The sequence below is a fragment of the Algoriphagus sp. genome (assembly GCF_029254265.1).
Taxonomy (GTDB): Bacteria; Bacteroidota; Bacteroidia; order Cytophagales; family Cyclobacteriaceae; genus Algoriphagus.
Genome location: NZ_JAQWXX010000122.1, coordinates 36,931 through 62,338 on the forward strand (window position 1 = coordinate 36,931; position 25,408 = coordinate 62,338).

The following is a 25,408-nucleotide window of genomic DNA, read 5'->3' on the forward strand; positions in this document are numbered from 1 at the left end:
GTTTAATTATTTAGCTTAAATTCTTGTTCGAAATACCCTCCTCGGGTTGAGGAAAGTTTTATTTTTCCAGTAACCGGTTCATCCCCTTCTACCGTTACTTTAAAGGAAACCGACTTGGTTTCGCCCTTGTCTGTATATCCAGAATAAATAGTCTTATCATAGAGCTCTGGACTGATTATTTTAACTTTCGCAGCTTCAAATCCTTTCGTTAATTCCTTATCAAAATCAAGGGAAACTCGATCTTCCTGCACAATCTTCACAAGTTTGGCCTGCTCCAGTGCAACAGGCAGCCCACCAACATTTTTCCAACTAATCGATACTTCAAACTCTCCTTTTCCTGTTTTGACAACTCTCACAGGAGAAACTTCAAGCTCTGGCAGTTTTTTAGCCATTGCAAGGTTAAAAAGAGCTTGTTTCTTAGCCCAGTTTTCAAGCTGCCAAGGAGGTCCATTCTGTCCAAAAAACTTTGGGTGAAATCCACCGATCTCAACTTCACCTAAGGAAGGGTGTGTAAATGGTGTCCAAGACTTAAATCCTTTGCCACCATTCTCAGTTTCATCCCAAACCAAGCCATCGTAGTCATCATAAATCCCATCCCCATTGTAATCCTTCATCGCACCATTATTCCAAAGCTCATCCCCATACCAAATACTCCCAAAATAGAAGTACCCAAAGTCAGGTCCATGACCAAAAAGTGGCGTTGGTTTTAAAGGATCTCCAGTCATTTCGTTGACCTTATAGCGTGTTGCATACGTCTCATAGACATCACCTGCCCAAGGGTATGCAGTAAAGGAAAGACCCAATTGATCCATTTCCTTATATATTTCAAGATCCGAAGGATACATACGCTCCTCCGATTTGGAGGTAGAAGGAGCTCTCAGGTGCATCGGCACTCGCGTATCCATCGAGTTTACCACCGAAATATTGGGATGGCTGAGAATCCAAAGAACAGTAGCTTTTGATTCCACTTCACTCAAGGGAGCTTCTCCTGCTCCATACTGGGTATATCCTCTTCCGGTAAGATCGCCTCCAATATCTGGTCTCCAATTTTCTGGATAATTCCGATGAAGATCCAATCCTCCTATTCCATCTTCATTGTAACTTCCATCAAGATCATTATCGATTCCTTCGGTATACATCAGGTATTCACCTTGGCCAGGAAAAACCCGCTTCATAAGTTTACCGGAAGGATGAGTTGGATCAATGATGAAGTTTGCCTTTTCTTTTTCCTCTTTGGTAATGGCCTTTTTGCGGATCTGATAGATCACTCCATCTCCATCAAGGTCTTCCTCCGGATCTTCATCCAATAGCCCATCGCGGTCGTTGTCATGTGGTTTTACAGTGCTACGGTTACGCTGCTCAGTAAAAAGGTAAAGGTTTGATCCATCAGGATTATTCTGAGGACGTAGGTAAATCGCCTTTGAATCGATTAAATGAGTGATTTCAGGATCTTTACCATAGTTCTCTAATAAATGTTTGGTCAACCAGAGAATCGATTCGCTGGCTGTAATCTCTCCCGAATGCCTTCCCCCTTCAAAATATGCCGCAGGTTTATCAGTATCCTTTCCAGTTTTTTTATTGGTGATAGTCATTTGGTAGATGGGACGACCTTCATAGGATCTAGCAATTTCATACAAGTCAACTATCTCGGGAAACTGCTCAGCCCACTTGATATACCAATGATACATTACATCCACAGTGTGGTATTTATCGAAGGTCAATTGATCAGTAGGCTGATATTCTACTTCAGGGAATTCGAATTTTTTGAAAAACGAACTCCCATGACGTTCTCCGGAAACGGTATGAAATTTTGCATTAGGGTTGCTTTCAGGGAAAACATGTTCCTTTTGAAAAGATCTTATTTGGGAGTATAAAAGACCTGAAGATAAAAACAGGAATAAGAAGACTATAATATTTTTCATTAAAGAAGAATTTTTAAGAACGCTAAAAATAAATATAGGAGTCTCCCTTTCCCCAACCGCTTAAAAAAAAAGAGGAAGAAACTGGCAAATTGCTTTCGTAAGTATTAATAATCAATTCAATGGTTTTATGTCAGTAGACCAAAAAAAGAACAAAAAGGTATCCCATTCACTAAAAACTTTTAAACTTCCTTCTCTGAATACCCAGTCAACATTTGACTGTCAATTCAAAAAAACAGCCATTAAAAAGGGTGAAAGAATAGGCTTTTCTGGAAGTTCAAATTTCCCCAACACAAAATGATTCTATACCTCAATTTGTAAAACAAAAAAGTCTTGCCAGTAGCAAGACTCTTTTCAGAATATAAACCCAAATATAACTTTAGAGATTAAAAGTTTTCCTTTTTTGAACTAAAATTTGGCTAAATGATAAGCCGCGAATTTTAATTTGATTAAATATCACAATAGCAGAATAATCAATTGGACATTTATCTAGGGACAAAGTAAAGTGATTTTGATTTTAATTACAAATTGAAAAAAATATTTTGCAATATTTTGAACAATCTCTAATTTACAAGCGGATTCATTATAAATCATCTAAATCCACAGCGAAAAAATGGATAAAATTTTAGATATCGACAACATAGACCTAAAGATCATCTCACTTTTAAATGAAGATGCTAAAACCCCTTACACTGAAATTGCGAAAAAAGTATTTGTGAGTTCGGGTACAGTTCATGTTCGAATGAAGAAGCTTGAGGATATGGGGATAGTGAAAAGTGCTACTTTAAATATTGATTTTGCAAAACTTGGATATGACATTTCTGCTTTTTTAGGAATCTACCTAGAAAAAAGTTCGCTCTATGACAATGTTATTGAAAAACTAAAAACCATCTCTGAAGTAGTAAGTGCCTATTACACAACAGGTAACTATTCCATTTTTGCTAAAATAATTTGCCGAGATACTAATCATCTGAGAACAGTCCTTGATAACATTCAAAAAGTAGATGGGATCGATCGTACGGAGACTTTGATCGTTTTAGAGGAGTCAATCAATCGTCCAATTCAATTTTTTGACAAAGAGAAATAAAATAATTTGGATTAAATCTAAATAATAATTTTAAAATTTTATGACAGAAAAAGCATTGAGGTATAAATGCTTTTTTTTTCGTTAAATCTGTCATTTAAACACAAAACGGAACTGTTTAGATAGGGAAATTGTATAAGCAATAGAAAAATCAAGTAGCTGTAAACATTATAAATTCATTAGAAGTTATACATTTGCAGTTAAATTGTAATTAGTCTAAATAACTCTGCAAACATGAGCAAAGACAATCAGATTTTAGAAGATTTCACTTCAAAAGAATATGAGCATGGCTGGTCAGTCAATTATGAAGCTGATGAAGCTCCCATAGGACTAAACGAAGGCATCATTCAATGGATTTCTGCTAAAAAGGAAGAGCCACAATGGCTTTTGGAATGGAGATTAAAGGCATTTCGCACTTGGCTTACGATGGAAGAGCCAAAGTGGGCAAATGTACACTACCCTAAAATCGACCTTCAGGGACTTAGGTACTATTCAGCACCTAAGCAAACCAAAAAACCGAAAAATTTGGATGAGGTAGATCCAGAGCTTTTGGATATATATAAAAGACTTGGAATCAATTTGAACGAGCAAAAGCGTCTTCAAGGGATTGCAGTCGATGCTGTTCTTGACTCAGTTTCAGTAGCCACAACTTTTAAGGACACATTGAGCAAACTTGGAATTGTGTTTTGTTCATTTTCTGAAGCAGTAAAAGAGCATCCTGATTTAATAAAGAAATACTTGGGTTCTGTAGTACCAATGACTGATAATTACTATGCAGCATTGAATTCTGCAGTATTTTCAGACGGATCCTTCTGCTATATCCCTAAAGGAGTTCGTTGCCCAATGGAGCTTTCCACTTACTTTAGAATTAACGCTGCAAATACCGGTCAATTTGAGCGAACACTAATTGTAGCTGAAGACGAATCGTATTGCAGCTATCTTGAAGGATGTACTGCTCCTCAAAGAGATGAAAACCAACTTCATGCAGCTGTGGTAGAAATCTATGCAGGATCTCATGCTGAGGTTAAGTATTCAACTGTACAAAACTGGTTTCCAGGAGACAAAAATGGAAAAGGTGGAATTTACAATTTCGTTACAAAGCGAGGAATCTGTGCCGGAGACCATTCAAAAATATCCTGGACTCAAGTAGAAACCGGATCTGCTGTGACTTGGAAATACCCTTCATGCATTCTTAAAGGTGATTATTCTATCGGTGAATTTTATTCTGTAGCGGTAACCAACAATTATCAGCAGGCAGACACCGGAACCAAAATGATTCATATTGGAAAAAACACCAAATCAAGAATTGTTTCAAAAGGTATCTCAGCAGGTAAATCACAAAATTCCTATCGAGGACAGGTTCAGGTAATGAAGCGCGCAACAAATGCGAGAAACTTCTCTCAATGTGACTCATTATTAATGGGAGATCGTTGTGGCGCTCATACTTTTCCATACATCGATATAAATAACCCAACTGCAAAAGTTGAACATGAAGCTACGACTTCTAAAATCGGTGAAGATCAAATTTTCTATTGCAATCAAAGAGGAATAGCGACGGAAGACGCTGTCGCATTGATCGTAAATGGTTATGCTAAGGAAGTGTTGAATCAATTACCGATGGAGTTTGCAGTAGAAGCACAAAAACTTCTCGCATTAACACTAGAGGGATCAGTTGGATAATTTTCTGATTCAAAATCGGAACAGTAAAAATTGAAAAATTAGAAAAATGTTAAGTATAAAAAATCTACACGCTTCCATCGAAGGAACGCCTATTTTAAGAGGAATCAATCTTGAAATAAAAGCTGGTGAAGTTCACGCCATTATGGGTCCAAATGGCTCAGGTAAATCAACTCTTGCATCTGTTTTGGCAGGTCGGGAAGAATATGAAGTAACAGATGGTGAAGTAATTTTCAACGGAAAGGATTTACTCGAGTATTCACCGGAAGATCGGGCTAGAGAGGGTGTCTTCTTGGCATTTCAATACCCAGTTGAGATTCCAGGGGTAAGTTCGACGAACTTCCTTCGTACAGCTGTGAACCAAGTGAGAGAGTATCGTGGACTAGATCCTTTGGACGCAGTTAAGTTTTTGACTCTAATGAAAGAGAAAATGAAGCTCGTTGAGATTGATCAGAAACTTCTCAGCAGATCTTTAAATGAAGGATTTTCCGGAGGAGAAAAGAAGCGAAACGAAATTTTTCAAATGGCTATGTTAGAGCCAAAGCTTTCTATTTTGGATGAAACTGATTCAGGTCTTGACATTGATGCTTTGAAAATTGTGTCAAATGGAGTAAATCAGTTGAAATCAAAAGACAATGCCACGATCGTAGTTACTCACTATCAGCGATTATTGGATTACATAGTTCCAGATTATGTTCATGTATTGTACAAAGGAAGAATCGTAAAATCAGGCACTAAGGAGCTTGCGCTTGAATTGGAAGAAAAAGGATACGATTGGATTAAAGAAGCCGTCGATTCTGAAGCAACAGTCTGATTTTTAAATTAATAAGAAATTTATGAGTACGCTTACCAAGCAAACAAAAATTGGGAGCCTGATTGATTTTCCTGCTAAAGGATTTGAATCAGCACGCTCTCAAGCCAAGGAGGCTTTTGAGATCCAGGGATTACCCGGTGCAAAAACTGAAGAATATAAATTCACGGCGATCACCAAAAAGCTGGAACAGCAGCTCACCGATGTAACCATGGCAGAACCTTTTGAGGTTACTCCTGAGTTGGTTAATTCACATCTATTTGAGGGGTTTGATGGAGATGTTCTCGTTTTTGCAAATGGCCATTTTCAGTCAAATGTTTCTTCTCAAATTGAAGGGATAGAAATCTCTTTACTTTCAAAAAAATCGGACACTTCGATCGGGAAAATTGCGAAGCCTGAGAAAGACGCCTTTTGCGCCATTAATCAAGCTTCTTTTGCAGACGGTCTTTTTATAAGTATCCCGAAAAAGACTCAATTAGAAAAGACAATCTTATTCTTGAATTTCACCAAGATTTCTTCAGGACAGGTAATTCAACCTCGGATTTGGATAGAGGCTGGTGATTTTGCTGAAGCCTCATTTATCGAACAAACGATCAATCTGACGGATGTTACTTTTTTTGTAAACAAAGTCGTAGAAATCAAAGGCGGGCTTAATACTCATTTGCATTATTACAGACTTCAAAATGAAGGTTCAAACGCAATAGAAGTCAGTAACATTGAAACCGATATTCAACAGGATTCTACATTTAGCTCTGTTGTTATTTCGCTTTCGGGCGAGATGGTAAGAAACAATCTCAGCCTAAATCTACTTGGAAGTAATTCTGAGGGAAATATGTATGGACTGTATCTTCTCAATGGTAAGACTCATGTGGATAACCACACTAATGTCGATCATACTATTCCTCATGCTGAATCCAACGAGCTTTATAAAGGAATTTTAGCAGATCACTCCAGAGGAGTATTCAACGGGAAGATTTTTGTCCGTCAGGATGCACAAAAAACAAATGCTTTCCAGCAAAACAACAATATCCTCTTATCAGAAGATGCTGTTGTTAATACTAAACCCCAACTAGAAATCTGGGCGGATGATGTAAAATGTTCACATGGTTGCACCACTGGACAGTTGGATGAAGAGGCTTTATTCTACCTTCAGACCAGAGGCATAGGTAAATTGCAGGCCAAAGGCTTACTGCTTTATGCATTTGCCGGTGAAGTATTGGAGCATATTAAGCATGAGGCTTTTAAAACATACTGCACACAATTGGTAGAAGATCGCCTTGGTGCCAAACTATAATCATTCATGAGTTTTGATATCGAAAAAATCAGGAGTTTGTTCCCAGTACTTCATCAAGAAGTACATGGGAAGCCCTTGGTTTATTTTGACAATGCAGCAACCACACAAAAGCCTCAGGCTGTGCTAGATGCATTGACTACCTATTACAACCATGACAATTCAAATATCCATCGAGGAGCACATGCACTAGCTGATCGGGCTACCAGGTATTTTGAAGAGACGAGAGAAACTGTTAAAAACTTCATTAATGCCAAAGAGGCCGCAGAGATTATTTTCACTAAAGGCACTACGGAAAGTATAAATCTGGTAGCAGCAACTTTTGGAAGAAAATTTATAGGAAAAGGAGATGAAATCATCATCTCTACTTTAGAACATCACTCCAACATCGTGCCTTGGCAGATGCTCTGCGAGGAAAAAGAGGCAGTTTTAAGGATTATTCCTATTACTGAATCAGGCGAAATCATTTATGCGGAATTTGAGAAATTACTTTCTCCAAAGACAAAATTTGTCAGCATAGTGCATGCTTCGAATGCTCTGGGAACGATCAATCCTGTTCAAAAAATTATCAATGCTGCACATGCAGTTGGTGCAAAAGTCCTTTTAGATGGTGCCCAAAGCACCAGTCATTTGGAGGTTGACGTACAAAAATTAGATTGTGACTTTTTGGCTTTTTCAGCGCACAAGCTCTACGGACCTACTGGTTTGGGCGTTTTGTATGGAAAAAGGGAAGTTCTGGAAGCTATGCCTCCATTCCAAGGTGGTGGAGAAATGATCAAAGAAGTCACTTTTGAAAAAACCACCTACAATGAAATCCCATTCAAATTCGAAGCAGGTACTCCTAATATTGCTGATGTAATTGCATTCAAATCTGCACTTGACTTCATCAATTTGTTGGGTAAAAAAGATATTAAAACTCACGAGGATGAACTGCTCGCATACGCCAATGAGCGGATGAGTGAAATAAAAGGTTTCATCCCAGTCGGTACTGCTGCAGAAAAAGTTAGCGTGTTGTCATTTAATATCAATGGAATGCATCCTTATGATGTAGGTATGATGCTGGACGCAAATGGAATTGCAGTACGAACAGGTCATCACTGTACTCAGCCATTGATGAAAAGATTAGGACTTGAAGGAACTGTTAGAGCTTCGTTCGCTGTTTATAATTCCAAATCTGAAATTGACAAATTAGCAGAGGGTATAAGCCGAATCGCTAGAATAAAAAATAAATGATGAACAGTATTGCTGAGATCCAAGATGAAATAGTTTCCGAATTTGAAATCCTAGGGGATGACAAAGAATCGACTATCTACTACATCATGGAGTTGGGTTCAGCTATGGAGTCCTTTCCTGAAGCAGCCCGAATTGAAGAAAACATCATTAAAGGTTGCCAATCCAAAGTCTGGTTGATTGCTGAAGAGCAAGACGGAAAGGTTCACTATATGGCTGACTCCAATACGGATATCACCAAAGGCTTAATATCCCTTTTGCTCCGGGTTTTAAATGATCGGACTCCTGAAGAAATTCTTGATGCAAAACTTAATTTTGTAGATAGAATTGGGATGGGATCAATCATTGGAAGCCAGAGATCTAATGGTTTTGCTGCCATGATCAAGCAAATCAAATTATTTGCTTTAGCAATCCAAAGCAATCAAAATGTCTAATCACATGGAAACTGAGCAAAAAGAAAATAACGTAGGGCAGATTGAAGGCTTAAAAGAAAAAGTCATACAGGCGATTAAATTGGTATATGATCCAGAAATTCCTGTAGATGTCTATGAGCTGGGATTGATTTATGAAATCACAGTTTACCCTGTAAATAATGTTTACGTTTTGATGACATTGACCTCTCCAAATTGCCCTTCTGCAGAATTTATTCCCTCTGAGATCAAGGATAAAATTCAGCAAATCCAAGGAATAAATAACGTAGAGCTAGAGCTGACATTTGACCCACCATATGCTCAAGATATGATGTCAGAAGCAGCAAAACTTGAATTAGGATTTCTATAAAACAAAATAAACTTAATTGATATGTATCCAGAGGAATTAATCGCTCCAATGAGAGCGGAACTTTCGACCATAGGATTTGAAGAGTTCAGAACAGCAGAGCAAGTAGCTACTCATCTAGGACCAGACCACAAAGGAACAACATTGGTAGTAGTAAACTCTGTCTGCGGTTGTGCTGCCGGTGCAGCAAGGCCAGGTATTAAATATGCTGTAGAAAATTCAAAGGTAAAGCCAACGACATTAGCGACTGTTTTTGCTGGGAATGATCGCGATGCAGTAGAGAAAGTTAGAGAGCTTGTATTACCTTATCCTCCCTCCTCCCCGGCAATGGCACTATTTAAGGATGGTGAATTAGTTCATTTTATCGAAAGACATCATATAGAAGGCCGAAATGCTAAAATGATTGGTGACCACTTGGTAGAGGTTTTCGAACATTTCTGTGACTAAAAATTGCCCTTCGGGGCTTTTTTTAATTTAAAAAAATCGGAAATATTAAATACTTATTGAAATAACTTTTGGTCTTTCAAAACTGAAAAGAAATTGAGAATACTTTATTTCGAAAAAAAGGTGATTTCGAAAGATTATTTTTCCGATCAACATATTAAACTTAAAAAAACTTAGTGTTTTTGTTAACTTAAGGCCACTATTTAAGGTTTAACCCTTTGAGCAATACTAATAATTTATTTATGTCTGAATCAGCTAAACTTTCCTTTAAAGGACAAGAATTTGAATTTCCAGTAATCACCGGAACAGAAAACGAATCTGCAATTGATATTGCAAAATTACGTTCTGAATCAGGATTAATCACCCTAGATCCTGGATACAAAAATACCGGAGCAACAAAAAGTGCAATTACTTTTTTGGACGGAGAAGAAGGCATACTCCGATACAGGGGCTATCGAATTGAAGACCTTGCTGAAAAGTCTACTTTTCTTGAAGTCTCTTACCTTCTTATTTATGGAGAATTGCCAACTCAAGCTGAGTACGAAAATTTCTCCAAAGAAATCACTCATCACACCCTAGTTCATGAGGACATCAAAAAAATTCTTGAAGGTTTCCCTTCCAACGCCCATCCAATGGGAGTTTTATCTTCCTTGATTTGTGCTTTGACAGCATTTTATCCAGATTCTTTGAATCCAAACAGAAACATTGAAGAGGTAAATTTGAGCATCATCAGATTAATTGCTAAGATGCCAACTTTCGCAGCTTGGGCTTATAAGAATGAGATGGGACATCCTGTGAATTACCCTGACAATTCTTTGGACTACTGTTCAAACTTCCTCAAAATGATGTTTGCACTTCCTGCAGAGAAATATGATGTAGATCCAGTTGTAGCTTCTGCATTGGACAAGTTATTAATCCTCCATGCAGATCATGAGCAAAACTGTTCGACCTCAACGGTAAGAATCGTTGGTTCATCACAAGCAAGTATTTATGCTTCCATATCTGCCGGTATAAATGCACTTTGGGGACCACTCCATGGTGGAGCTAACCAGTCAGTAATCGAAATGCTTGAAGCTATTAAAGCAGATGGTGGTGATGCTAAGAAATACTTAGACAAAGCAAAAGATAAAAATGATCCATTCCGATTGATGGGTTTTGGTCACCGTGTTTACAAAAACTTCGATCCGAGAGCAAAAATCATCAAAAAAGCAGCAGATGATGTTCTAGAAAAGCTAGGAGTTAACGATCCAATTTTGGAAATCGCAAAAGAACTTGAGTTCGCTGCATTGAACGATCAATATTTCATCGATCGTCAATTGTATCCAAATGTCGATTTCTATTCCGGAATTATTTACAGAGCTCTTGGAATTCCTACTGATATGTTTACAGTTATGTTTGCATTGGGAAGACTTCCAGGTTGGATTGCTCAGTGGAAAGAAATGAGAGAAAATAATGAGCCAATCGGTCGTCCTCGTCAAGTTTACACAGGCGCGAATGAGCGTGATTATGTTTCTATGAACAGAAGATAATTTGATATTTCCCTTTTATTAAAAACCAGTCAAGTGACTGGTTTTTTTTGTTAAATAGAATTGTAAACAAGTGATTTTTGACTCATTTTTGAAATTGAAAACACCCAAACCAATTTAAAATGACTATTACAAATTTGGAGGAAGCTAAAAACCTCACACAACAATTCACTTCAAAACCAAGCAATGAAGATTTACTCAAGCTTTATGGCTTATATAAACAAGCCACAGAAGGTGACAATCTTACAGAAAGACCGGGAGGATTTGATTTCAAGGCAGCAGCCAAATACATTAGCTGGCTAAACTATAAGGGGAAAAGCAAAGAAGAAGCAATCAATTCCTATATCGAACTTGTCGAAGAATTATCGAAAAAACATCTTTAAAAGATCTGAAGCCTGAGTAATCAGGCTTTTTTATTTCTAGCAAACCAGCTTGCTATAATTGAACCTGCTATCAGTTGCTGAATATGGTAAAGCATAACCGGAAGCAATACCAAACCCAAAATTGCAGGATCTGGGAAAATTACCTTCCCAATTACAACCCCTTGAACAAGTGATTTTTTTGACCCGCAAAATAAAGCGGTGATTCGATCTTCTAATTTGAATCCCAGAAAACGACTAAACAGTTCAATAATAGCCCAAATCAAAAAGAATAAAATCAACATTGAAAAACTGATTTTAAAAAGCGTACTCAATTGGTAAGGAGAAAAAACCTCCTGCGAAAATGACTGTGCAAACGAAGTATAAACAATAATCATGATCACTGTCTGATCAAGCATTTTCAATTTTGAAAGATGTTTTTCAAGTTTTGGGAAAATTAATTTATGAAGGGATACTCCTAGAAAAACAGGAAGTAGCACTTTCAGAGTCAATTCACCTAAAGTAGAAGTAAAATCCAGTTCCAAACCGGAAGAATTCCCCAGAATACCCATCCATGCAGGAGTAATCACAACACCCAATAAACTAGAGATACTCGCATTAAAAATCGCTGCTGGAATATTTCCTCTGGCCAAAGAAACCATGACAACCGAGGCACTGACTGTAGAAGGCAATACCGACAGATAAGTGATTCCAAGTTTAAAATCATCCTCTATCCATGGTACTATTTTAAGAATTCCTAAAACCAGTAGAGGAAAAATAAGGAACGTAGCGAGCTGAATTAAAACATGTAACTTCCAGTTTTGAAGCCCCGATCTCAGTTGCTTAGGATCAAGTTTCACTCCGTAAAAGAAAAATACCAATCCGATACCTATGTTGATAATTTCCTTCCAGGGAATGTCAGACTTTGCTGATCCAAACTGAGGAAAAATCCAGCCTAGAAATATTGCGGCAAATAAGCCCAGCAAAAAGCCGTTTATTCCTACTTTATTTAGGAGACCTACTATTCCCGAACTTTTCAAGGTAGAAGTCGCTTGAAATTATCACAAATAATCGCAGTTGCAATTGCCACATTCAAGGACTCGGCGGCACCAAAACCTGGAATTGTCACTTTTTGAGTAACCAACTTTTCTAATTCGTCAGAGATACCTTGGGATTCATTCCCCATTAAAATAATTCCCGGATTGGGTTGATGCATTCGGTGGATATTTTGGCCGTTTAGAAACGCTCCATAAATGGGCACATTCCATTTCTCAAAAATACTTTTAAGATCCGTGTAGAAAAAATCAACTCTTGTAAAGGACCCCATACTCGCTTGGATCACTTTAGGATTATAAAAATCGGCTGTCTGAGGAGAAAAAACCAGGTGCTTTATTCCATACCAATCCGCTATCCGAATGATTGTCCCTAGATTTCCAGGATCACGAACATCATCCAAACCAATTACCAACTTACCGGCAGGATAATCGAATTCCTGATTAGATTTAAGTTTAACTACCGCTAAGGCACTATCATTGCTCTGGTATTGCCCGAGCCCCTCAAGTTGTTTCTGGGTAACGGGAATCAATTCAGTATTGGTCTTAGATATTAAAGCTCTATTCACAGAAATGAAGTGTTCTGTGGCAAGTAGAAGCTCTACCTCAAAAGTAGAATTAAGTACTTCTAAAACGCTTTTCTCACCTTCCACAAAGAATCGCTGTTCCTGATTCCGGAATTTCTTCTGATGTAAGGATTTAATAAACTTAACTGTATTTTTGCTAAGCATTCGGACTTATTATTCCATTTTGAAATCCCTCAAATATATACTTTTTATCAGTGTTCTTTGGATAATTGGCAGTTGTTCATTGACTAAAAACCTACCTGAGGGTCAATATGCACTTTATGAAAATAAGCTGGAAGGAATTAAAAATTCTGATGAAGAGGCTATATCCAATCTTTTTCTTTCAGAGCCAAACACACGAATCCCACTGACCAATAGCTCTTTAGGCGTTACCATTTATCGCCTTGGAGAAGGTTTTTATGATAGTGCAAAAGTCGCCAATAAGCTTGAAAATAAAAGAATAGAGCTTCAGGAGGCCAAATCCCAACTAAAGGAAAGCGAAGGAGATAGAAAGCTTCAAAAAAGAGCAGATAAACTTGAATCCAAAATAAAGGATTATGAGGAAAAATTAGAGTTTGGAAACTTCCTTATGCGTACTGGTAATCCGGTAACCAAACTAGATAGCAGTAAAACTCAACTTACTGTAACTGAAATAGACAATTACCTCTACAATCATGGTTTTTTAGATTCAGAAGTCGACTTTAGGGTAGATACTAAAAAGAAAAAAGCGACAGTAACTTATCTGATTGATGAGAAAAAACCTTACACCATAGATTCCATTTATACCAATTCTGATAACGAATCTATCAAAAAGTTACTTGCTCAGAGTCAAAACAAATCTTATTTGAAAGTTGGACAATATTACAATCAAGATGCATTTGTATCTGAGCGGAATCGAATTGAAGATCTTTTAAAGAATAATGGGTTTTTCATGTTTAATAAGGGATTTATAGATTACAACCTTTATTATGATACTGCTAAAAAATCAATAAACGCGGAGCAGCGAATTCTAAAACCAACATTTTCGGAGGATCATGAAGTCTATACAATTGACTCCATTTATTTTTTCGTAAATCCCCCATCTGAAGATTTTGAAGACAGAAATGTAATCCGAAACTATAGAAATATTGATTTTGAATTCTATAGAGATCGTTATTCTGAAAAAATATTATCCTCAAGAATCTTCTTCCAAAAAGGCGAGCGATATAAGCGTTCTGATTTTATTGAGACACAGAAACAACTGAGTAATCTCGATCTCTTTCGATTCATCAATATTTCCTTCGATACTTTAGGCACCTCACTCTTAGCTAAGATTGTAACCCAGCCAAACCAAAAATATCAACTGACTAATCAACTTGGTCTAAGCATCACCGAGCAGCTTCCCGGCCCTTTCTTCAGCGCCTCGCTAAGGAATCGCAACTTCTTCAGGGCAGGGGAGATTTTGGAATTCAACTTCCGGGCAGGACTCGAAGGAGTAGCCTCAGCTACCGATCAGGGAGTCTACCAGAGTAGAGAATTAGGCACATCAGCTTCGGTCATATTTCCGAGATTTCTGATCCCATTCTATCAATCGAGTCTTCAAAAATTCGGGAAGTTTAACCCAAATACCAGAACCCAAATTGGATACAACTATACCAACAGACCGGAATATACACGGAGTGGCTTGAATGGTTTACTATCTTATACTTGGGCCACTCAAAACAATCGTCAGCAATTTACCATCAATGCGGCTGACCTGAATTACATTCGAACACCTCAGATTCAGGATGAGTTTCTTCAAATATTAACAGATCTACAGAGTCAAGGTAATAACCTGATTTGGTCATTCTTACCCTCATTTATCAGTTCAATATCTGGACAGTCGATTATTAACTTCAATCAATACGGTAATTTCAAAAACAATAGCGCCTCACTCCTCCGCCTTTTTGCTGAAAGTGGTGGCACTAGCCTGAACTTCCTGAATGTCAAAGACAACAGTGAGGATATTGAATTTGCTAATTTCCAATGGCTCAAATTCCAGGCAGACTTTAGAAGGTATTACCCTTTGGACAAAAAGCAGACGTTAGCTTATAGAGCTAATTTTGGAATTGCACAACCCTACGGTATCAGTAATGGTATTCTTCCTTATGAAAAATATTTCTTTGCAGGAGGAGGAACCAGTATCCGGGCCTGGCAGGCCCGAAGACTGGGGCCTGGGAGTTACTCTCCAAGAATAGGCGAAAGAGGACCTTATGATTATCCTGTCGAACAGCCTGCTGAGATGATATTTGAAACGATGCTTGAATACCGACGAAAACTTATAGGGTATTTTGACATGGCTCTTTTCATAGATGCAGGTAATTCCTGGGTAATTGGGGTAGATAATTCCCGACCAGGTGCTGATTTCCGCTTCAATCGATTTTATAAAGAAATTGCCGTTGGTTCTGGGATTGGTCTACGAATGGATTTCGACTTTTTAGTTATACGATTAGATTTGGCTACAAAGGCAATTGACCCAGCTCAGCCGGAAGGAGATCGATGGGTCCTAGACAATATATCATTTAGAAACCCATTTGGTGTAAAAGGGCAAACCGTTCTTAATTTTGGGATAGGTTATCCATTCTAATTCATCATATCGAAGAAATGGCAATAAAAACAAAAGAAGAAATCGCTGAAATCTACCAGCAAATGCAAGACTACATCTGTGAAGGAATCTCCAAAGCAGATGGAAGAGGATATTTTGAAGAGGACAAATGGAATCGTGCTGAAGGAGGAGGTGGAAGAACTCGAATCTTCCGAAACGGAGCGATTCTTGAGAAAGCGGGAATAGCCTTCTCTGCGGTACATGGCCCTACCCCAAAAAAGATTTTAGATAAACTTGGTCTAGACGAAGCAGATTTTTTTGCAACTGGCGTATCTATCGTGATTCATCCCAAGAGTCCGATGGTACCTATCATTCATATGAATATTCGGTATTTTGAAATGGATAATGGGGAGTATTGGTTTGGTGGAGGAATTGATCTTACCCCCCATTACATTGATCCTGCAGACGCAAATTATTTCCACCAAAAGGTAAAAGAAGTCTGCGACAGATTTGAAAAAGACTATTACCCAAAATTCAAAAATTGGGCAGATGACTATTTTTTTATTAAACATCGAAATGAAACCCGAGGTATAGGAGGCATTTTTTATGACAGGCTCAAAGCTGAGAATGATGAAGGATTTGAAAAAATACTTGATTTTAGTCTGGCGATTGGAAGACTCTTCCCTGAGGTTTATGGATATTTTATGTCAAAAAATTCTTCTTTGCCTTATGGGGAAAATGAGGTTTCATGGCAAGGTTTGAGGCGGGGAAGATATGTAGAATTCAACTTGGTTTGGGATGCAGGAACAAAATTTGGATTGGATACAAATGGGAGAACAGAAAGTATTCTCATGAGTATGCCTCCCGTAGCCAACTGGGAATACATGCATGAGGTAGTTGAAGGCAGCATGGAGGACTTTACTCAAAAGAATTTGAAAAAGGGAATCGATTGGCTAAATTTTGAGAAATGATTGAGAGATTAAAAGGCTGGGACGAGCAATTATTTATTTGGCTAAATAGCTTTCATGCAGATTGGCTGGATCCAATTGTATTTCAATTGACTCAGACTGTCACTTGGATTCCATTTTATGCGATTCTGATTTATCTGATTTATCGTGCTGAAAATAAAGGGATCTGGTGGGTTCTAGGTGGGGCTGCTTTGACTATACTTATTTCTGATCAAGTTACTTCAGGGTTTATGAAGCCATTTTTCGAACGCTTGAGACCTTGTCATGACGAAAGATGGGAAGGAATCATGCATAATTATGGAAGATGTGGTGGATTATTCGGGTTTGTTTCTTCTCATGCGGCAAACACTTTTGGAATTGCCACATTTCTAAATCTTAAACTGAAGGACAAAATCCCATATTTGAAATGGCTCTACCTCTGGGCATTTCTCATTTCATACACTCGAATCTATCTCGGTGTTCATTATCCTTTTGATATCCTTCTGGGGGCAGTTATAGGAATAATTGCCGGCTGGCTTACTTGGTTTTTAATTGTGTTTGTAAAGCGGGAAATACTAAAAACATTTTTAAAATAAAAGTTTGATTATTTTAAAGACCGAATTAATAAGACCTGTAGTAAATGCTTCAGGTTTTTTTTTATTCTTATCTTAGAATTTAGAATACATTCATGGATATACTTTTAAATTTCAAAGAGCTAGGCTATTTCATATCAATCATCATAGGAGTTCAAGTAAGTTTGGTCCTTTTTGTTTTTGGTATCAAAAAAGTTAGAACTAATATACTCCTGGCTTCCTCTATTTTCTTAAAGACTCATGGGATTTTTCTAGGTAGCTTGATTTCATCCGGAGCGATGGTCTATTTCCCGGGGTTGTATCGGACTGGAAACTTAGCAGGATTATTATTTGCACCTTTTCTCTATTTATATATTCGGAATGTAGTTTATCAAAACTCACTTTCATGGAAAGATTTGATTCACTTGGTTCCGTTTCTGATATTTTTTGTTGATTTCTTACCAATTTACTTTTTAAGTTCTTCGGAAAAACTCGCACTAATCCTAAGTGAAATCGAAAATCCTGCGGAGTTCACCAACTTCAATCAATCACGATTTTTTCCTTCAAACTTTTATGGAATTTTCAGGACAGTTTTAATTGCCTTTTATTGGACACTTTCGATTAGAATCATCTATAAAAACAGAAAACGATTTTTAAAAACGAAAAAACAGTTTGGTACAACTTGGCTTAAATGGATCTCACTCTACCTTTTCCTTTTACTCTTTTCATTCCTCCCTTATTTTATAATTGGACTGAATGGTGACCCAATGCTTGCTTTCGATTTAATTCATTTTTCCGTTGCACTAGTAACTATTTTTGCCGGAATAGCTTTGCTTTTCTTTCCAAAAATTCTTTATGGATTAGACGAGTTTGAATTCATCAAAAACGAGCAAAATGAGGTAGATGAAAACTTAGATAAACATGTAATGAGCTTAGAAAAAGTCAAAGAGCTTGAGGTAAAAGTTCACAAATCTTTAATAGATGAAAAGGTCTTTCTAATCAAAGGATATTCCTTAGCTGATCTTGCAAGAGACACTGAAATACCAAGCTACCTTCTAACTATCTACATTAACAAATACCTAAACTGCTCCTTTTCAGATTTGATCAATAAAGAGCGAGTGAATGAAAGTATTCGGATGATTGAAAATGGGCATTTGGAGCAAAAAACTTTTGAGGGAATCGCTGATCTATGCGGATTCAACAATAGAAATTCATTCATTAATTCCTTTAAGAAATATAAAGGAATGACGCCCTCACAATACAAAAACCAGTTGAATATAGCTTAGCATTTGTCCCAAATGTGTCAATTCATCGATTGTTAGCAAGCTAAAACAGCTCTATTTGGCTTTTTGAGTGACTTTTTTTATTTTTAGTTTGCAACATTCAATTTCAATCTTAATTCTATTCATTTTATGAAGAAATTATTTTTAATGCTTTTAGGAGCATATCTAAGTGTAGCAAGCTACGCTCAGGAGAAAAAACCAAATATTCTTGTCATTTGGGGCGATGATATAGGAACATGGAACATTAGCCACAATAACCGTGGAATGATGGGTTATCGTACCCCGAATATCGACAGAATTGCGAGAGAGGGAGTAGCATTCACTGACTATTACGCACAGCAATCTTGTACGGCAGGCCGTGCGGCATTTATTGGAGGAAACGTACCTGTAAGAACTGGTATGACCAAAGTAGGTATGCCTGGAGCCAAAGAAGGTTGGCAGACTACAGATATCACAATGGCTACGGTGTTAAAAAACATGGGTTATGCAACTGGTCAATTTGGTAAAAACCACCAAGGTGACCGAGACGAGCACTTGCCTACTAATCATGGTTTCGACGAGTTTTTTGGAAATCTCTATCACTTAAATGCTGAAGAAGAGCCTGAAAACGAAGATTATCCTACGGATTTGATCCTTGCGAATGGCAAAAAATTCCAAGATGTCTACGGACCTCGAGGTGTGATCCACTCCTGGGCAGATGGAAAAGGCGGGCAGAAAATTGAAGATACTGGTGCCTTAACAAAGAAAAGGATGGAAACTATCGATGATGAGTCGGTAGCAGCCGCAAAAGAATTTATCAAAAAGCAGGTAGCGGCCGGAAAGCCTTTCTTCACTTGGTGGAATGGTACTCGAATGCACTTCAGAACACACGTGAAAGAAGAGCATCGTGGTATCAGCGGTCAAGATGAGTATGGTGACGGAATGGTGGAGCATGACATGCACGTAGGAGAACTTCTTGCACTTTTGGATGAACTAGGGATTGCTGATAATACAGTTGTAATGTATTCTACCGATAACGGTCCACACTATAATACTTGGCCTGATGCTGGAACTACTCCTTTCCATGGCGAGAAGAACAGTAGCTGGGAAGGTGCTTACCGTGTTCCGGCTTTCATAAAATGGCCTGGAAAATTCCCGGCGGGAACTACCCTAAACGGCATCGTATCGCATGAAGATTGGTTGCCAACGTTTGCAGCCATCGCTGGTGATGCTGATGTGAAAAGCAAAATCATGAAAGGTGTTTCCATGGGAGGCAGAACCTACAAAAACTACATTGATGGAGTCAATCAACTGGATTACTTAACTGGAAAAGTCGATGAATCCCCTCGGAAAGGATTTGTATATGTGGATGATGCTGGATCAGTAGCCGCATTGCGATATCTTGATTGGAAAGCAATGTTCTTAGAGAATAGAGCTAGCCAACTTCAAATCTGGTTAGAGCCATTTGTAGAACTTAGAGCGCCTTACTTGATGAATCTACGAAGAGATCCTTTTGAGAAAGCACTTCATGGCTCAAACACTTATTACGATTGGTATATAGATAGAGCTTATATCCTGACGTCCATCCAAGGATACGCATTCAATTTCCTTTCTACTTTCCAAGAATATCCACCTAGTCAGACTGCTGGTGACTGGAGCTTAGGGAAGGTCCAGAAACAAATCGAAAATATGTCCACTGGCCATAATAAATAATCATAAAGCCGGTTCAAATGAACCGGCTTTTTTCCTTTTATTTTCGCTGAACAATGAAAACTAGAACAATTCTCTTAGCCCTATTTAGCGTCTTGACACTAAATGCTTGCCAGTCTCCAAAGCCTTCAGATGTAGACTCAAGCACTGCTGAGCCTGTCCTATCGGATCCTCTGCCCTCTTGGAATGAGGGAGCTGCTAAAAGTTCAATCTTAGATTTTGTCGCGGCGACTACTACAGTAGGAAGTCCTGACTTTGTAGCCCCTGCTGATCGAATTGCAACCTTTGATAATGACGGCTGCCTTTGGTCCGAACAGCCTTTTTATTTCCAGCTTCAGTTTAGTCTAGACCGTGTGAAAGAAATGGCTAATCAACATCCAGAATGGAATTCTGACCCCTTATTTTCAGCAGCCATAGCGGGAGATGTAAAAAAGGTTCTTTCTTTTGGAGAGCATGGATTATTAAAACTGATTATGGCATCTCATTCTGGAATGACTGCAGAAGAGTTTGATGCGGATGTCATTGAATGGATCAATACAGCAAGGCATCCTAAAACCAATCTCTTATATAAGGAAATGGTATACCAACCCATGCTCGAGGTATTTGACTATTTAAGGGCAAATGGCTTTAAGACATTTATTGTTTCAGGAGGTGGAATTGATTTTATGAGACCTTGGAGTCAGGAAGTTTATGGAATTCCATCTGAACAGGTAATTGGTAGTTCGATTAAATCAAAATTTGAATTAATAGATGGAAAAGGGACGATTATCAAGCTCCCAGAACTAAACTTCATCGATGACAAAGAAGGTAAACCTGTTGGAATTCATCAGCATATAGGCAAGCCTCCGATAGCCGCTTTCGGGAACTCCGATGGAGATTTACAAATGCTCCAATATTCAGCAGGAACTGAAGGCAAATCATTACAAGTCTATGTGCATCACACAGATGCGGATAGAGAATGGGCCTATGATCGAGGTTCTCCAATTGGAGGATTTGATAAAGGATGGGACTATGCTACTGAAAATGGTTGGACCATTGTAGATATGAAAAATGATTGGAAAAAGATATATCCAAAAGACTAGATTTTAGTGAACATTGAATTAACCGATCCTATCTACCCGGAAATTTTGATTATAAATAAAACAGTTCCTATCTATCACTTGAAAAAGAAACAATTATGAAAAAAGGCTTACTCATTCTCTTTTTATTGGCTTTCTCTAACCTAGCAATGAGCCAAGAGCTTAGATTAAACACCTATGGCGGTTACGTATTTGATGACCGTGTTGATTCCTACTTCTCAAATTCATCCTACTATGATGGGGTAATCAAAGGAGGCTTCCAATGGGGAGCTGGATTAGAATATCATATACCAGGAAAAGGCGCTATTGAGATTCAATACCTTCGTCAAGATACAAATGCTCCTACGATCTATCAAGATGGCGGTATTTTCAATGGATCAATTCAAAGTACAGACTTTGATCTAGCTTTAAATTGGATCATGCTCAATGGAACACGCTATTTCCCAGTAAATGAAACCATTGAACCATTCTTCGGAGCAGGTATTGGAATGGGAATTTTTTCTTTACAAAATCCAGATAATAACAGAAGCTCTAATGCAACAAAACTTGCTTGGAGTATGCGAGGAGGCACTAATATTTGGCTAGCTGAAAATGTGGCTTTTCGGGTTCAAGCTTCTCTAATGTCTGCGGTTCAATCTGTTGGAGGGGGGTTTTACTTTGGAACCGGAGGAGCAGGTGCTGGTTTAAGTTCATACTCCTCTATGTATCAGTTTGGGTTTGAAGGTGGACTAGTATTTAGGATTCCTCAAAAGTAACTAAACAGAAAACATTAACTGACGAAGGGGAAAAGTCTAATATCTTTTCCCCTTTTTAATTCTTTGAACTTCAAGAAATTTGTTTTCAATTTATTCCCTTGATGGATTTGATAATTTCTAAAAAAAATTGAATTAGCTTGAAGTTTGAATTCTAAAACACAGTTTTAGCTATACTGGAAAAAACGACAAACAGCTTTAAGCTAGGATTGGCCCTTTTCATACCCTAGAAAAAACATAAATTCAGAACTTAATGAATCAAAATTTCAATCCAAAAAGCCAAACAACTGGAATGAAAAAGAACCTAAATTCAAATTATCACATCCTCTGAATGAAAAGCTACCTATTACTAGTAAGCCTGTTTCTGGCTGGAAACACAGCCTTCTCCCAAGATTCAATCAGCTATCAACCCAACAAGTTTAATCAGTTTAAAGAAGTACCACTTCCAGCGATTGGCTCCAACCCAGCCAATGGTTGGCTTTTCGGAATTGCACCATCAGCCACCTGGCGAATGGGTGATCCAAGTACCACACACCTTTCTAATTTGGTTGGCAATTTTCTTTATACCACCAAAAAACAATGGATTTTCAGCTCAAGAAGTACTATTTTCTTGAATGAAGACGATTGGATTTTAGTTGGCGACTGGAGGTATTTCATTACTTCTCAACCTACTTATGGCTTAGGAAGCCGCGCACCAAATGAGTTTGCTGAAAACCCTCTGCAACAAGGAGTTTATTGGGGCGAACAACAGATGGATTTTAGTTGGATCAGATTTTATGAGACAGTTTTAAAGCGTGTTGGAGATTCTAAATTTTATCTAGGTGTAGGCTATCACTTAGATGTTTACTCTAAAATAGAGAGCTTCATCGATACAGAATTGCCCTCGGAATTAAATTTTTCGCATGATTATTATAATCAGCAATTGGGATTTAATACCGATAAATACACGATTTCGGGTTTAACTTTCAATGCGATCATGGAAAACCGTGATGTAGCTGTTTCGCCCTATGAAAAGAATTTTGCCTTGGTTTCTTACAAGGTTAATCCATCCTTCCTGGGTTCAGAACAATCTTCTTCTACCCTATTACTTGACTACCGACATTATTTCAATCTGAGTGAAAAGCGAAAAAGGCATTTGATCGCACTTTGGGGGTTTGGGAATTTCTTAGTCTCAGGAAATATGCCTTACATGGGACTTCCATCAATTGGATACGACATGTTTGGGCGAGGTGGAAGAGGTTATGCACAGGGAAGATTCCGAGGGGAAAGCATGGCCTATTCAGAGGCTGAGTATAGATTTCCTCTTCAAAAAAACAAAGAGACATTTGGAGGAACTGTATTCTTGAATGCAGCAAGTTTCAGCAGTCGAACAACCAATGAAAAGCTCTTCACCAATTTGAATCCTGGGTATGGATTGGGCATACGATTCATGATCAATAAGGAGAATCGAACCACAATCACGGCTGATTATGGCTTTGGCCAAAAAGGAAATTCAGGTTTTTACCTGAATATCAATGAGACATTCTAGGTGAGATTTAAGCCTTTTTTTAGCTCTTTTTCAATTAAATCGAGTGTTATTTTTATATCAAATTGCGACAATTCAGCAAAATCGAGCAACTCCAAGAGCCTTTAAAACCTAATCTCAAATCATAATTTTATCTTTGGGATAGGTTTTAAGTAATTCATTCTAAATTATATGTATATCCGCTTTTCTACCAGTAAAGACCTTAAAGCAGTAAATAATTAGCTAAACTCTAGGTTCTAGGCCACTTCGGTCATCCGTCATCGGTCTTCCATCCAGTAAAACAAAGAAAATAAGCCTACTGGCATCTTTGCGGATAATCATACTAAATTATTTCGAAATGAAAAAATTTATTGTCATTCTACCTCTTTTGCTATTTGCTATAGGATTAACTCCGTCAATTGCTCAAACAATTGATGATGAAATCACACTAATTCAAGCTGCTTTTGGAAAAGACAAAAAGTTGCTTATCGATGCTTACATGGATCTTCCAGAATCTGTTTCACAGAGTTTCTGGAATGTATACCAGGAATATGAGTCTGAGCGACAAGTGATAGGAAGAGAGCGAATCAAAATTATAAATGACTATCTAGAGGGATACGATTCTATGGGTGAGGAAGAAGCGGATCTATTAGCATCACTTTCACTCAAAAATGACTTAGTACTTAGCAAGCTTCATTCTAAATATTATAAGAAATTCAAGAAAGCTACTTCAGCCCTTGATGCTGCAAAATTTATGCAGTTGGATAGCTATATCCACAATACCATCCGAAATGCGATGCAGCAGGAATTGCCGTTTATCGGCGAATTTTAATGAAAATCAAAACCCACAATGTTTAAAAAAATTAAAGCCACAGTGACCATAGCATGTCTTGCAATGGTATCAATTTCTTGTTTCCCAGATGGGGCCGAATACATCGATGAATTGGACATCGTCTACACCAACTATGAAGACTCTTACAATTTCAAAAGTAAAAACACTTTTGCCCTTCCAGATAAGGTGATCAAAGTAGATCAGGAAAATATTCCCGGTGAGCCAGGTTTTGAACCAGAGTATGTTTCTCCAGCTTATTCTGCGGCAATTTTAGCTTCTATCCGATCCAACATGAGAAGTTTGGGTTATACAGAAGTCACTTCAACAGCAGATCCGGATTTGATTATTCTTCCTGCAGTATTCCAAACTGATCAGCTATACTTCTATTATGATTGGTGGTATTGGAGCTGGTTCTACCCAGGTTGGGGTCCAGGATGGGGCTGGTATTATCCTGGATATTACCCGCCTCAAGTTACTCGTATCCGAACTGGTTCTGTGATCATGCAAATGACTGATCCTAAAAATCAAAATGCCTCTGACCAAATCCCAGTCGTTTGGACTGGAGTCGTTAATGGCCTTTTAGAAGGCAATGTGGATACAATTTCTGCTAGAATCGGCACCACTATTAATCAAGCATTTGAACAATCACCTTATTTAGCCAAATAATCATGAAAAAGTCAATCCTATTACTTGCTCTTTTGGTGATGATTATTGCTGAAAAAGCTAATGCACAAAAGTCTTTGTTCTCTTTCAATTATGCTGTAAGTATCCCCACTGGAAATACCTCTGATTTTATTGATCAGGCTTCTGGAAGAGGATTCACCGCAGAATTCCAAGTATTCACTAAACGAAATATTACAATTGGTGGAGAAATTGGTCATTTTACGCTTTACAAGCGAGAGCTAAATAAAGTCTATACCGAAGGAACAGCCTCTTTATCGGGAGTTCAATACCGCTATCAGCAAAGTTATCCAATCTTAGCGACTGGAACTTATTTTGCAACCACCGAAGGGGCTGTCAAACCATATGGTAGTTTGGGATTAGGAACAATCGCACACAATCGAAGAATTGATATGGGTATTTTTAGCTCTGATAATACGTATTGGCAATTTGCGCTAAGACCAGAGTTGGGGCTTTTGATCGCACCATCTGAAAATTTTGGTTTCAAGATCGGTGCTAAATACTATCAATCTTTTTCTGGCGGTGGATTAGATGGCCAATCAAACATTGGATTAAACTTTGGATTCGTATTCATTAGATAATTGTGTGATTGTCATTTCAAACTTAAAGGCCAGGTCTAGCTATCAAACTTGATGTTCAGACCTGGCTTTATATTATATGTATATCCGCAAAGATGCCAGTAGCCAAATAAGTTAGAAGTGACAGCCAGTGACAATCGCTTTCTTGCGATCTTAACGGGTACTAAATTAGGTCAAAATAAACGGTTTTGA

Annotated in this window: 24 protein-coding genes; 21 read left to right on the top strand and 3 right to left on the bottom strand. The window is 38.0% G+C overall.

Going from position 1 to position 25,408, the window contains the following annotated elements; translation table 11 throughout:
- Window positions 1–2: 2 nt before the first annotated feature.
- Window positions 3–1,922, bottom strand: a complete 1,920-nt coding sequence (locus tag P8O16_RS18450) for a M14 family metallopeptidase (RefSeq protein ID WP_300317222.1) — start codon at window positions 1,920–1,922, stop codon at window positions 3–5.
- Between the two features lie 610 nt (window positions 1,923–2,532).
- Here P8O16_RS18450 and P8O16_RS18455 point away from each other — a divergent pair.
- The 10 genes from P8O16_RS18455 to P8O16_RS18500 all read left to right on the top strand — a co-directional run bounded on the left by P8O16_RS18455 (window position 2,533) and on the right by P8O16_RS18500 (window position 11,142).
- A complete protein-coding gene (locus tag P8O16_RS18455; protein ID WP_075352110.1) occupies window positions 2,533–3,006 on the top strand; it encodes an Lrp/AsnC ligand binding domain-containing protein in 474 nt (157 codons plus the stop codon).
- A 231-nt stretch (window positions 3,007–3,237) separates the two neighbouring features.
- Complete coding sequence (gene sufB / locus P8O16_RS18460; protein WP_300317225.1) at window positions 3,238–4,683, top strand: Fe-S cluster assembly protein SufB; 1,446 nt, start codon at window positions 3,238–3,240, stop codon at window positions 4,681–4,683.
- A gap of 46 nt (window positions 4,684–4,729) precedes the next feature.
- Window positions 4,730–5,494 (top strand): Fe-S cluster assembly ATPase SufC, encoded by a 765-nt coding sequence (sufC, locus tag P8O16_RS18465; protein WP_075352108.1) that lies wholly within the window; start codon window positions 4,730–4,732, stop codon window positions 5,492–5,494.
- Between the two features lie 22 nt (window positions 5,495–5,516).
- Window positions 5,517–6,785 (top strand): Fe-S cluster assembly protein SufD, encoded by a 1,269-nt coding sequence (sufD, locus tag P8O16_RS18470; protein WP_300317229.1) that lies wholly within the window; start codon window positions 5,517–5,519, stop codon window positions 6,783–6,785.
- Between the two features lie 6 nt (window positions 6,786–6,791).
- On the top strand, window positions 6,792–8,015 hold the full coding sequence (locus tag P8O16_RS18475; protein ID WP_300317231.1) for a cysteine desulfurase: 1,224 nt from the start codon (window positions 6,792–6,794) through the stop codon (window positions 8,013–8,015).
- Window positions 8,015–8,446 carry a SufE family protein gene (locus tag P8O16_RS18480; protein WP_300317277.1) on the top strand — a complete coding sequence of 144 codons (432 nt, stop codon included), beginning with the start codon at window positions 8,015–8,017 and terminating at the stop codon, window positions 8,444–8,446. The genes P8O16_RS18475 and P8O16_RS18480 overlap by 1 nt, the downstream gene beginning before the upstream one ends.
- Window positions 8,439–8,792 (top strand): iron-sulfur cluster assembly protein, encoded by a 354-nt coding sequence (locus tag P8O16_RS18485; RefSeq protein WP_300317234.1) that lies wholly within the window; start codon window positions 8,439–8,441, stop codon window positions 8,790–8,792. Before P8O16_RS18480 ends, P8O16_RS18485 begins: the two co-directional genes overlap by 8 nt.
- Before the next feature lie 21 nt (window positions 8,793–8,813).
- Complete coding sequence (locus tag P8O16_RS18490) at window positions 8,814–9,236, top strand: BrxA/BrxB family bacilliredoxin (RefSeq protein WP_075352105.1); 423 nt, start codon at window positions 8,814–8,816, stop codon at window positions 9,234–9,236.
- Window positions 9,237–9,475: 239 nt separating this feature from the next.
- A complete protein-coding gene (locus P8O16_RS18495) occupies window positions 9,476–10,762 on the top strand; it encodes a citrate synthase (protein WP_300317237.1) in 1,287 nt (428 codons plus the stop codon).
- A gap of 119 nt (window positions 10,763–10,881) precedes the next feature.
- Window positions 10,882–11,142, top strand: a complete 261-nt coding sequence (locus P8O16_RS18500; protein WP_300317239.1) for an acyl-CoA-binding protein — start codon at window positions 10,882–10,884, stop codon at window positions 11,140–11,142.
- A 20-nt stretch (window positions 11,143–11,162) separates the two neighbouring features.
- Here P8O16_RS18500 and P8O16_RS18505 read toward each other — a convergent pair whose 3' ends face one another.
- Together P8O16_RS18505 and P8O16_RS18510 are read right to left on the bottom strand one after the other, a co-directional pair.
- The gene (locus P8O16_RS18505; protein ID WP_300317240.1) at window positions 11,163–12,158 is read right to left on the bottom strand and encodes a bile acid:sodium symporter family protein; all 996 of its coding nucleotides are present in this window, start codon (window positions 12,156–12,158) and stop codon (window positions 11,163–11,165) included.
- Window positions 12,155–12,901, bottom strand: coding sequence for an RNA methyltransferase (locus tag P8O16_RS18510; protein WP_300317242.1), 747 nt, complete (start codon window positions 12,899–12,901; stop codon window positions 12,155–12,157). Before P8O16_RS18510 ends, P8O16_RS18505 begins: the two co-directional genes overlap by 4 nt.
- A gap of 79 nt (window positions 12,902–12,980) precedes the next feature.
- Here P8O16_RS18510 and P8O16_RS18515 point away from each other — a divergent pair, with 79 nt between their 5' ends.
- The 11 genes from P8O16_RS18515 (at window position 12,981) to P8O16_RS18565 (ending at window position 25,219) form a co-directional block, all read left to right on the top strand.
- The gene (locus P8O16_RS18515) at window positions 12,981–15,341 is read left to right on the top strand and encodes a BamA/TamA family outer membrane protein (RefSeq protein WP_300317244.1); all 2,361 of its coding nucleotides are present in this window, start codon (window positions 12,981–12,983) and stop codon (window positions 15,339–15,341) included.
- Between the two features lie 17 nt (window positions 15,342–15,358).
- Window positions 15,359–16,270 carry an oxygen-dependent coproporphyrinogen oxidase gene (gene hemF / locus P8O16_RS18520; RefSeq protein WP_300317247.1) on the top strand — a complete coding sequence of 304 codons (912 nt, stop codon included), beginning with the start codon at window positions 15,359–15,361 and terminating at the stop codon, window positions 16,268–16,270.
- Complete coding sequence (locus P8O16_RS18525) at window positions 16,267–16,842, top strand: phosphatase PAP2 family protein (RefSeq protein ID WP_300317250.1); 576 nt, start codon at window positions 16,267–16,269, stop codon at window positions 16,840–16,842. The genes hemF and P8O16_RS18525 overlap by 4 nt, the downstream gene beginning before the upstream one ends.
- Before the next feature lie 92 nt (window positions 16,843–16,934).
- On the top strand, window positions 16,935–18,104 hold the full coding sequence (locus P8O16_RS18530) for an AraC family transcriptional regulator (protein WP_300317252.1): 1,170 nt from the start codon (window positions 16,935–16,937) through the stop codon (window positions 18,102–18,104).
- Window positions 18,105–18,230: 126 nt separating this feature from the next.
- Window positions 18,231–19,793 carry an arylsulfatase gene (locus tag P8O16_RS18535; RefSeq protein WP_300317255.1) on the top strand — a complete coding sequence of 521 codons (1,563 nt, stop codon included), beginning with the start codon at window positions 18,231–18,233 and terminating at the stop codon, window positions 19,791–19,793.
- A 53-nt stretch (window positions 19,794–19,846) separates the two neighbouring features.
- On the top strand, window positions 19,847–20,872 hold the full coding sequence (locus P8O16_RS18540; RefSeq protein ID WP_300317258.1) for an HAD family hydrolase: 1,026 nt from the start codon (window positions 19,847–19,849) through the stop codon (window positions 20,870–20,872).
- A gap of 95 nt (window positions 20,873–20,967) precedes the next feature.
- Window positions 20,968–21,624, top strand: a complete 657-nt coding sequence (locus P8O16_RS18545) for an outer membrane beta-barrel protein (protein ID WP_300317260.1) — start codon at window positions 20,968–20,970, stop codon at window positions 21,622–21,624.
- 328 nt (window positions 21,625–21,952) lie between these two features.
- The gene (locus P8O16_RS18550) at window positions 21,953–23,149 is read left to right on the top strand and encodes a BamA/TamA family outer membrane protein (protein WP_300317263.1); all 1,197 of its coding nucleotides are present in this window, start codon (window positions 21,953–21,955) and stop codon (window positions 23,147–23,149) included.
- Between the two features lie 334 nt (window positions 23,150–23,483).
- On the top strand, window positions 23,484–23,957 hold the full coding sequence (locus P8O16_RS18555; RefSeq protein ID WP_300317266.1) for a hypothetical protein: 474 nt from the start codon (window positions 23,484–23,486) through the stop codon (window positions 23,955–23,957).
- Between the two features lie 18 nt (window positions 23,958–23,975).
- Complete coding sequence (locus P8O16_RS18560) at window positions 23,976–24,623, top strand: DUF4136 domain-containing protein (RefSeq protein WP_300317269.1); 648 nt, start codon at window positions 23,976–23,978, stop codon at window positions 24,621–24,623.
- 2 nt (window positions 24,624–24,625) lie between these two features.
- Window positions 24,626–25,219: an outer membrane beta-barrel protein gene (locus P8O16_RS18565; RefSeq protein WP_300317272.1), complete on the top strand. Its 594-nt coding sequence runs from the start codon at window positions 24,626–24,628 to the stop codon at window positions 25,217–25,219.
- The last annotated feature ends 189 nt before the right edge of the window (window positions 25,220–25,408 follow it).

Bases quoted from the DNA above. Each gene is read 5' to 3' on its own strand.
- sufD (WP_300317229.1), top strand. From the start codon at position 5,517: ATGAGTACGCTTACCAAGCAAACAAAAATTGGGAGCCTGATTGATTTT.
- P8O16_RS18545 (WP_300317260.1), top strand. From the start codon at position 20,968: ATGAAAAAAGGCTTACTCATTCTCTTTTTATTGGCTTTCTCTAACCTA.
- P8O16_RS18500 (WP_300317239.1), top strand. From the start codon at position 10,882: ATGACTATTACAAATTTGGAGGAAGCTAAAAACCTCACACAACAATTC.
- P8O16_RS18550 (WP_300317263.1), top strand. From the start codon at position 21,953: ATGAAAAGCTACCTATTACTAGTAAGCCTGTTTCTGGCTGGAAACACA.
- P8O16_RS18480 (WP_300317277.1), top strand. From the start codon at position 8,015: ATGAACAGTATTGCTGAGATCCAAGATGAAATAGTTTCCGAATTTGAA.
- P8O16_RS18540 (WP_300317258.1), top strand. From the start codon at position 19,847: ATGAAAACTAGAACAATTCTCTTAGCCCTATTTAGCGTCTTGACACTA.
- P8O16_RS18485 (WP_300317234.1), top strand. From the start codon at position 8,439: ATGTCTAATCACATGGAAACTGAGCAAAAAGAAAATAACGTAGGGCAG.
- P8O16_RS18495 (WP_300317237.1), top strand. From the start codon at position 9,476: ATGTCTGAATCAGCTAAACTTTCCTTTAAAGGACAAGAATTTGAATTT.
- P8O16_RS18565 (WP_300317272.1), top strand. From the start codon at position 24,626: ATGAAAAAGTCAATCCTATTACTTGCTCTTTTGGTGATGATTATTGCT.
- P8O16_RS18490 (WP_075352105.1), top strand. From the start codon at position 8,814: ATGTATCCAGAGGAATTAATCGCTCCAATGAGAGCGGAACTTTCGACC.
- hemF (WP_300317247.1), top strand. From the start codon at position 15,359: ATGGCAATAAAAACAAAAGAAGAAATCGCTGAAATCTACCAGCAAATG.
- P8O16_RS18555 (WP_300317266.1), top strand. From the start codon at position 23,484: ATGAAAAAATTTATTGTCATTCTACCTCTTTTGCTATTTGCTATAGGA.
- sufC (WP_075352108.1), top strand. From the start codon at position 4,730: ATGTTAAGTATAAAAAATCTACACGCTTCCATCGAAGGAACGCCTATT.
- P8O16_RS18530 (WP_300317252.1), top strand. From the start codon at position 16,935: ATGGATATACTTTTAAATTTCAAAGAGCTAGGCTATTTCATATCAATC.
- P8O16_RS18450 (WP_300317222.1), bottom strand. From the start codon at position 1,922: ATGAAAAATATTATAGTCTTCTTATTCCTGTTTTTATCTTCAGGTCTT.
- P8O16_RS18510 (WP_300317242.1), bottom strand. From the start codon at position 12,901: ATGCTTAGCAAAAATACAGTTAAGTTTATTAAATCCTTACATCAGAAG.
- sufB (WP_300317225.1), top strand. From the start codon at position 3,238: ATGAGCAAAGACAATCAGATTTTAGAAGATTTCACTTCAAAAGAATAT.
- P8O16_RS18475 (WP_300317231.1), top strand. From the start codon at position 6,792: ATGAGTTTTGATATCGAAAAAATCAGGAGTTTGTTCCCAGTACTTCAT.
- P8O16_RS18455 (WP_075352110.1), top strand. From the start codon at position 2,533: ATGGATAAAATTTTAGATATCGACAACATAGACCTAAAGATCATCTCA.
- P8O16_RS18525 (WP_300317250.1), top strand. From the start codon at position 16,267: ATGATTGAGAGATTAAAAGGCTGGGACGAGCAATTATTTATTTGGCTA.
- P8O16_RS18560 (WP_300317269.1), top strand. From the start codon at position 23,976: ATGTTTAAAAAAATTAAAGCCACAGTGACCATAGCATGTCTTGCAATG.
- P8O16_RS18535 (WP_300317255.1), top strand. From the start codon at position 18,231: ATGAAGAAATTATTTTTAATGCTTTTAGGAGCATATCTAAGTGTAGCA.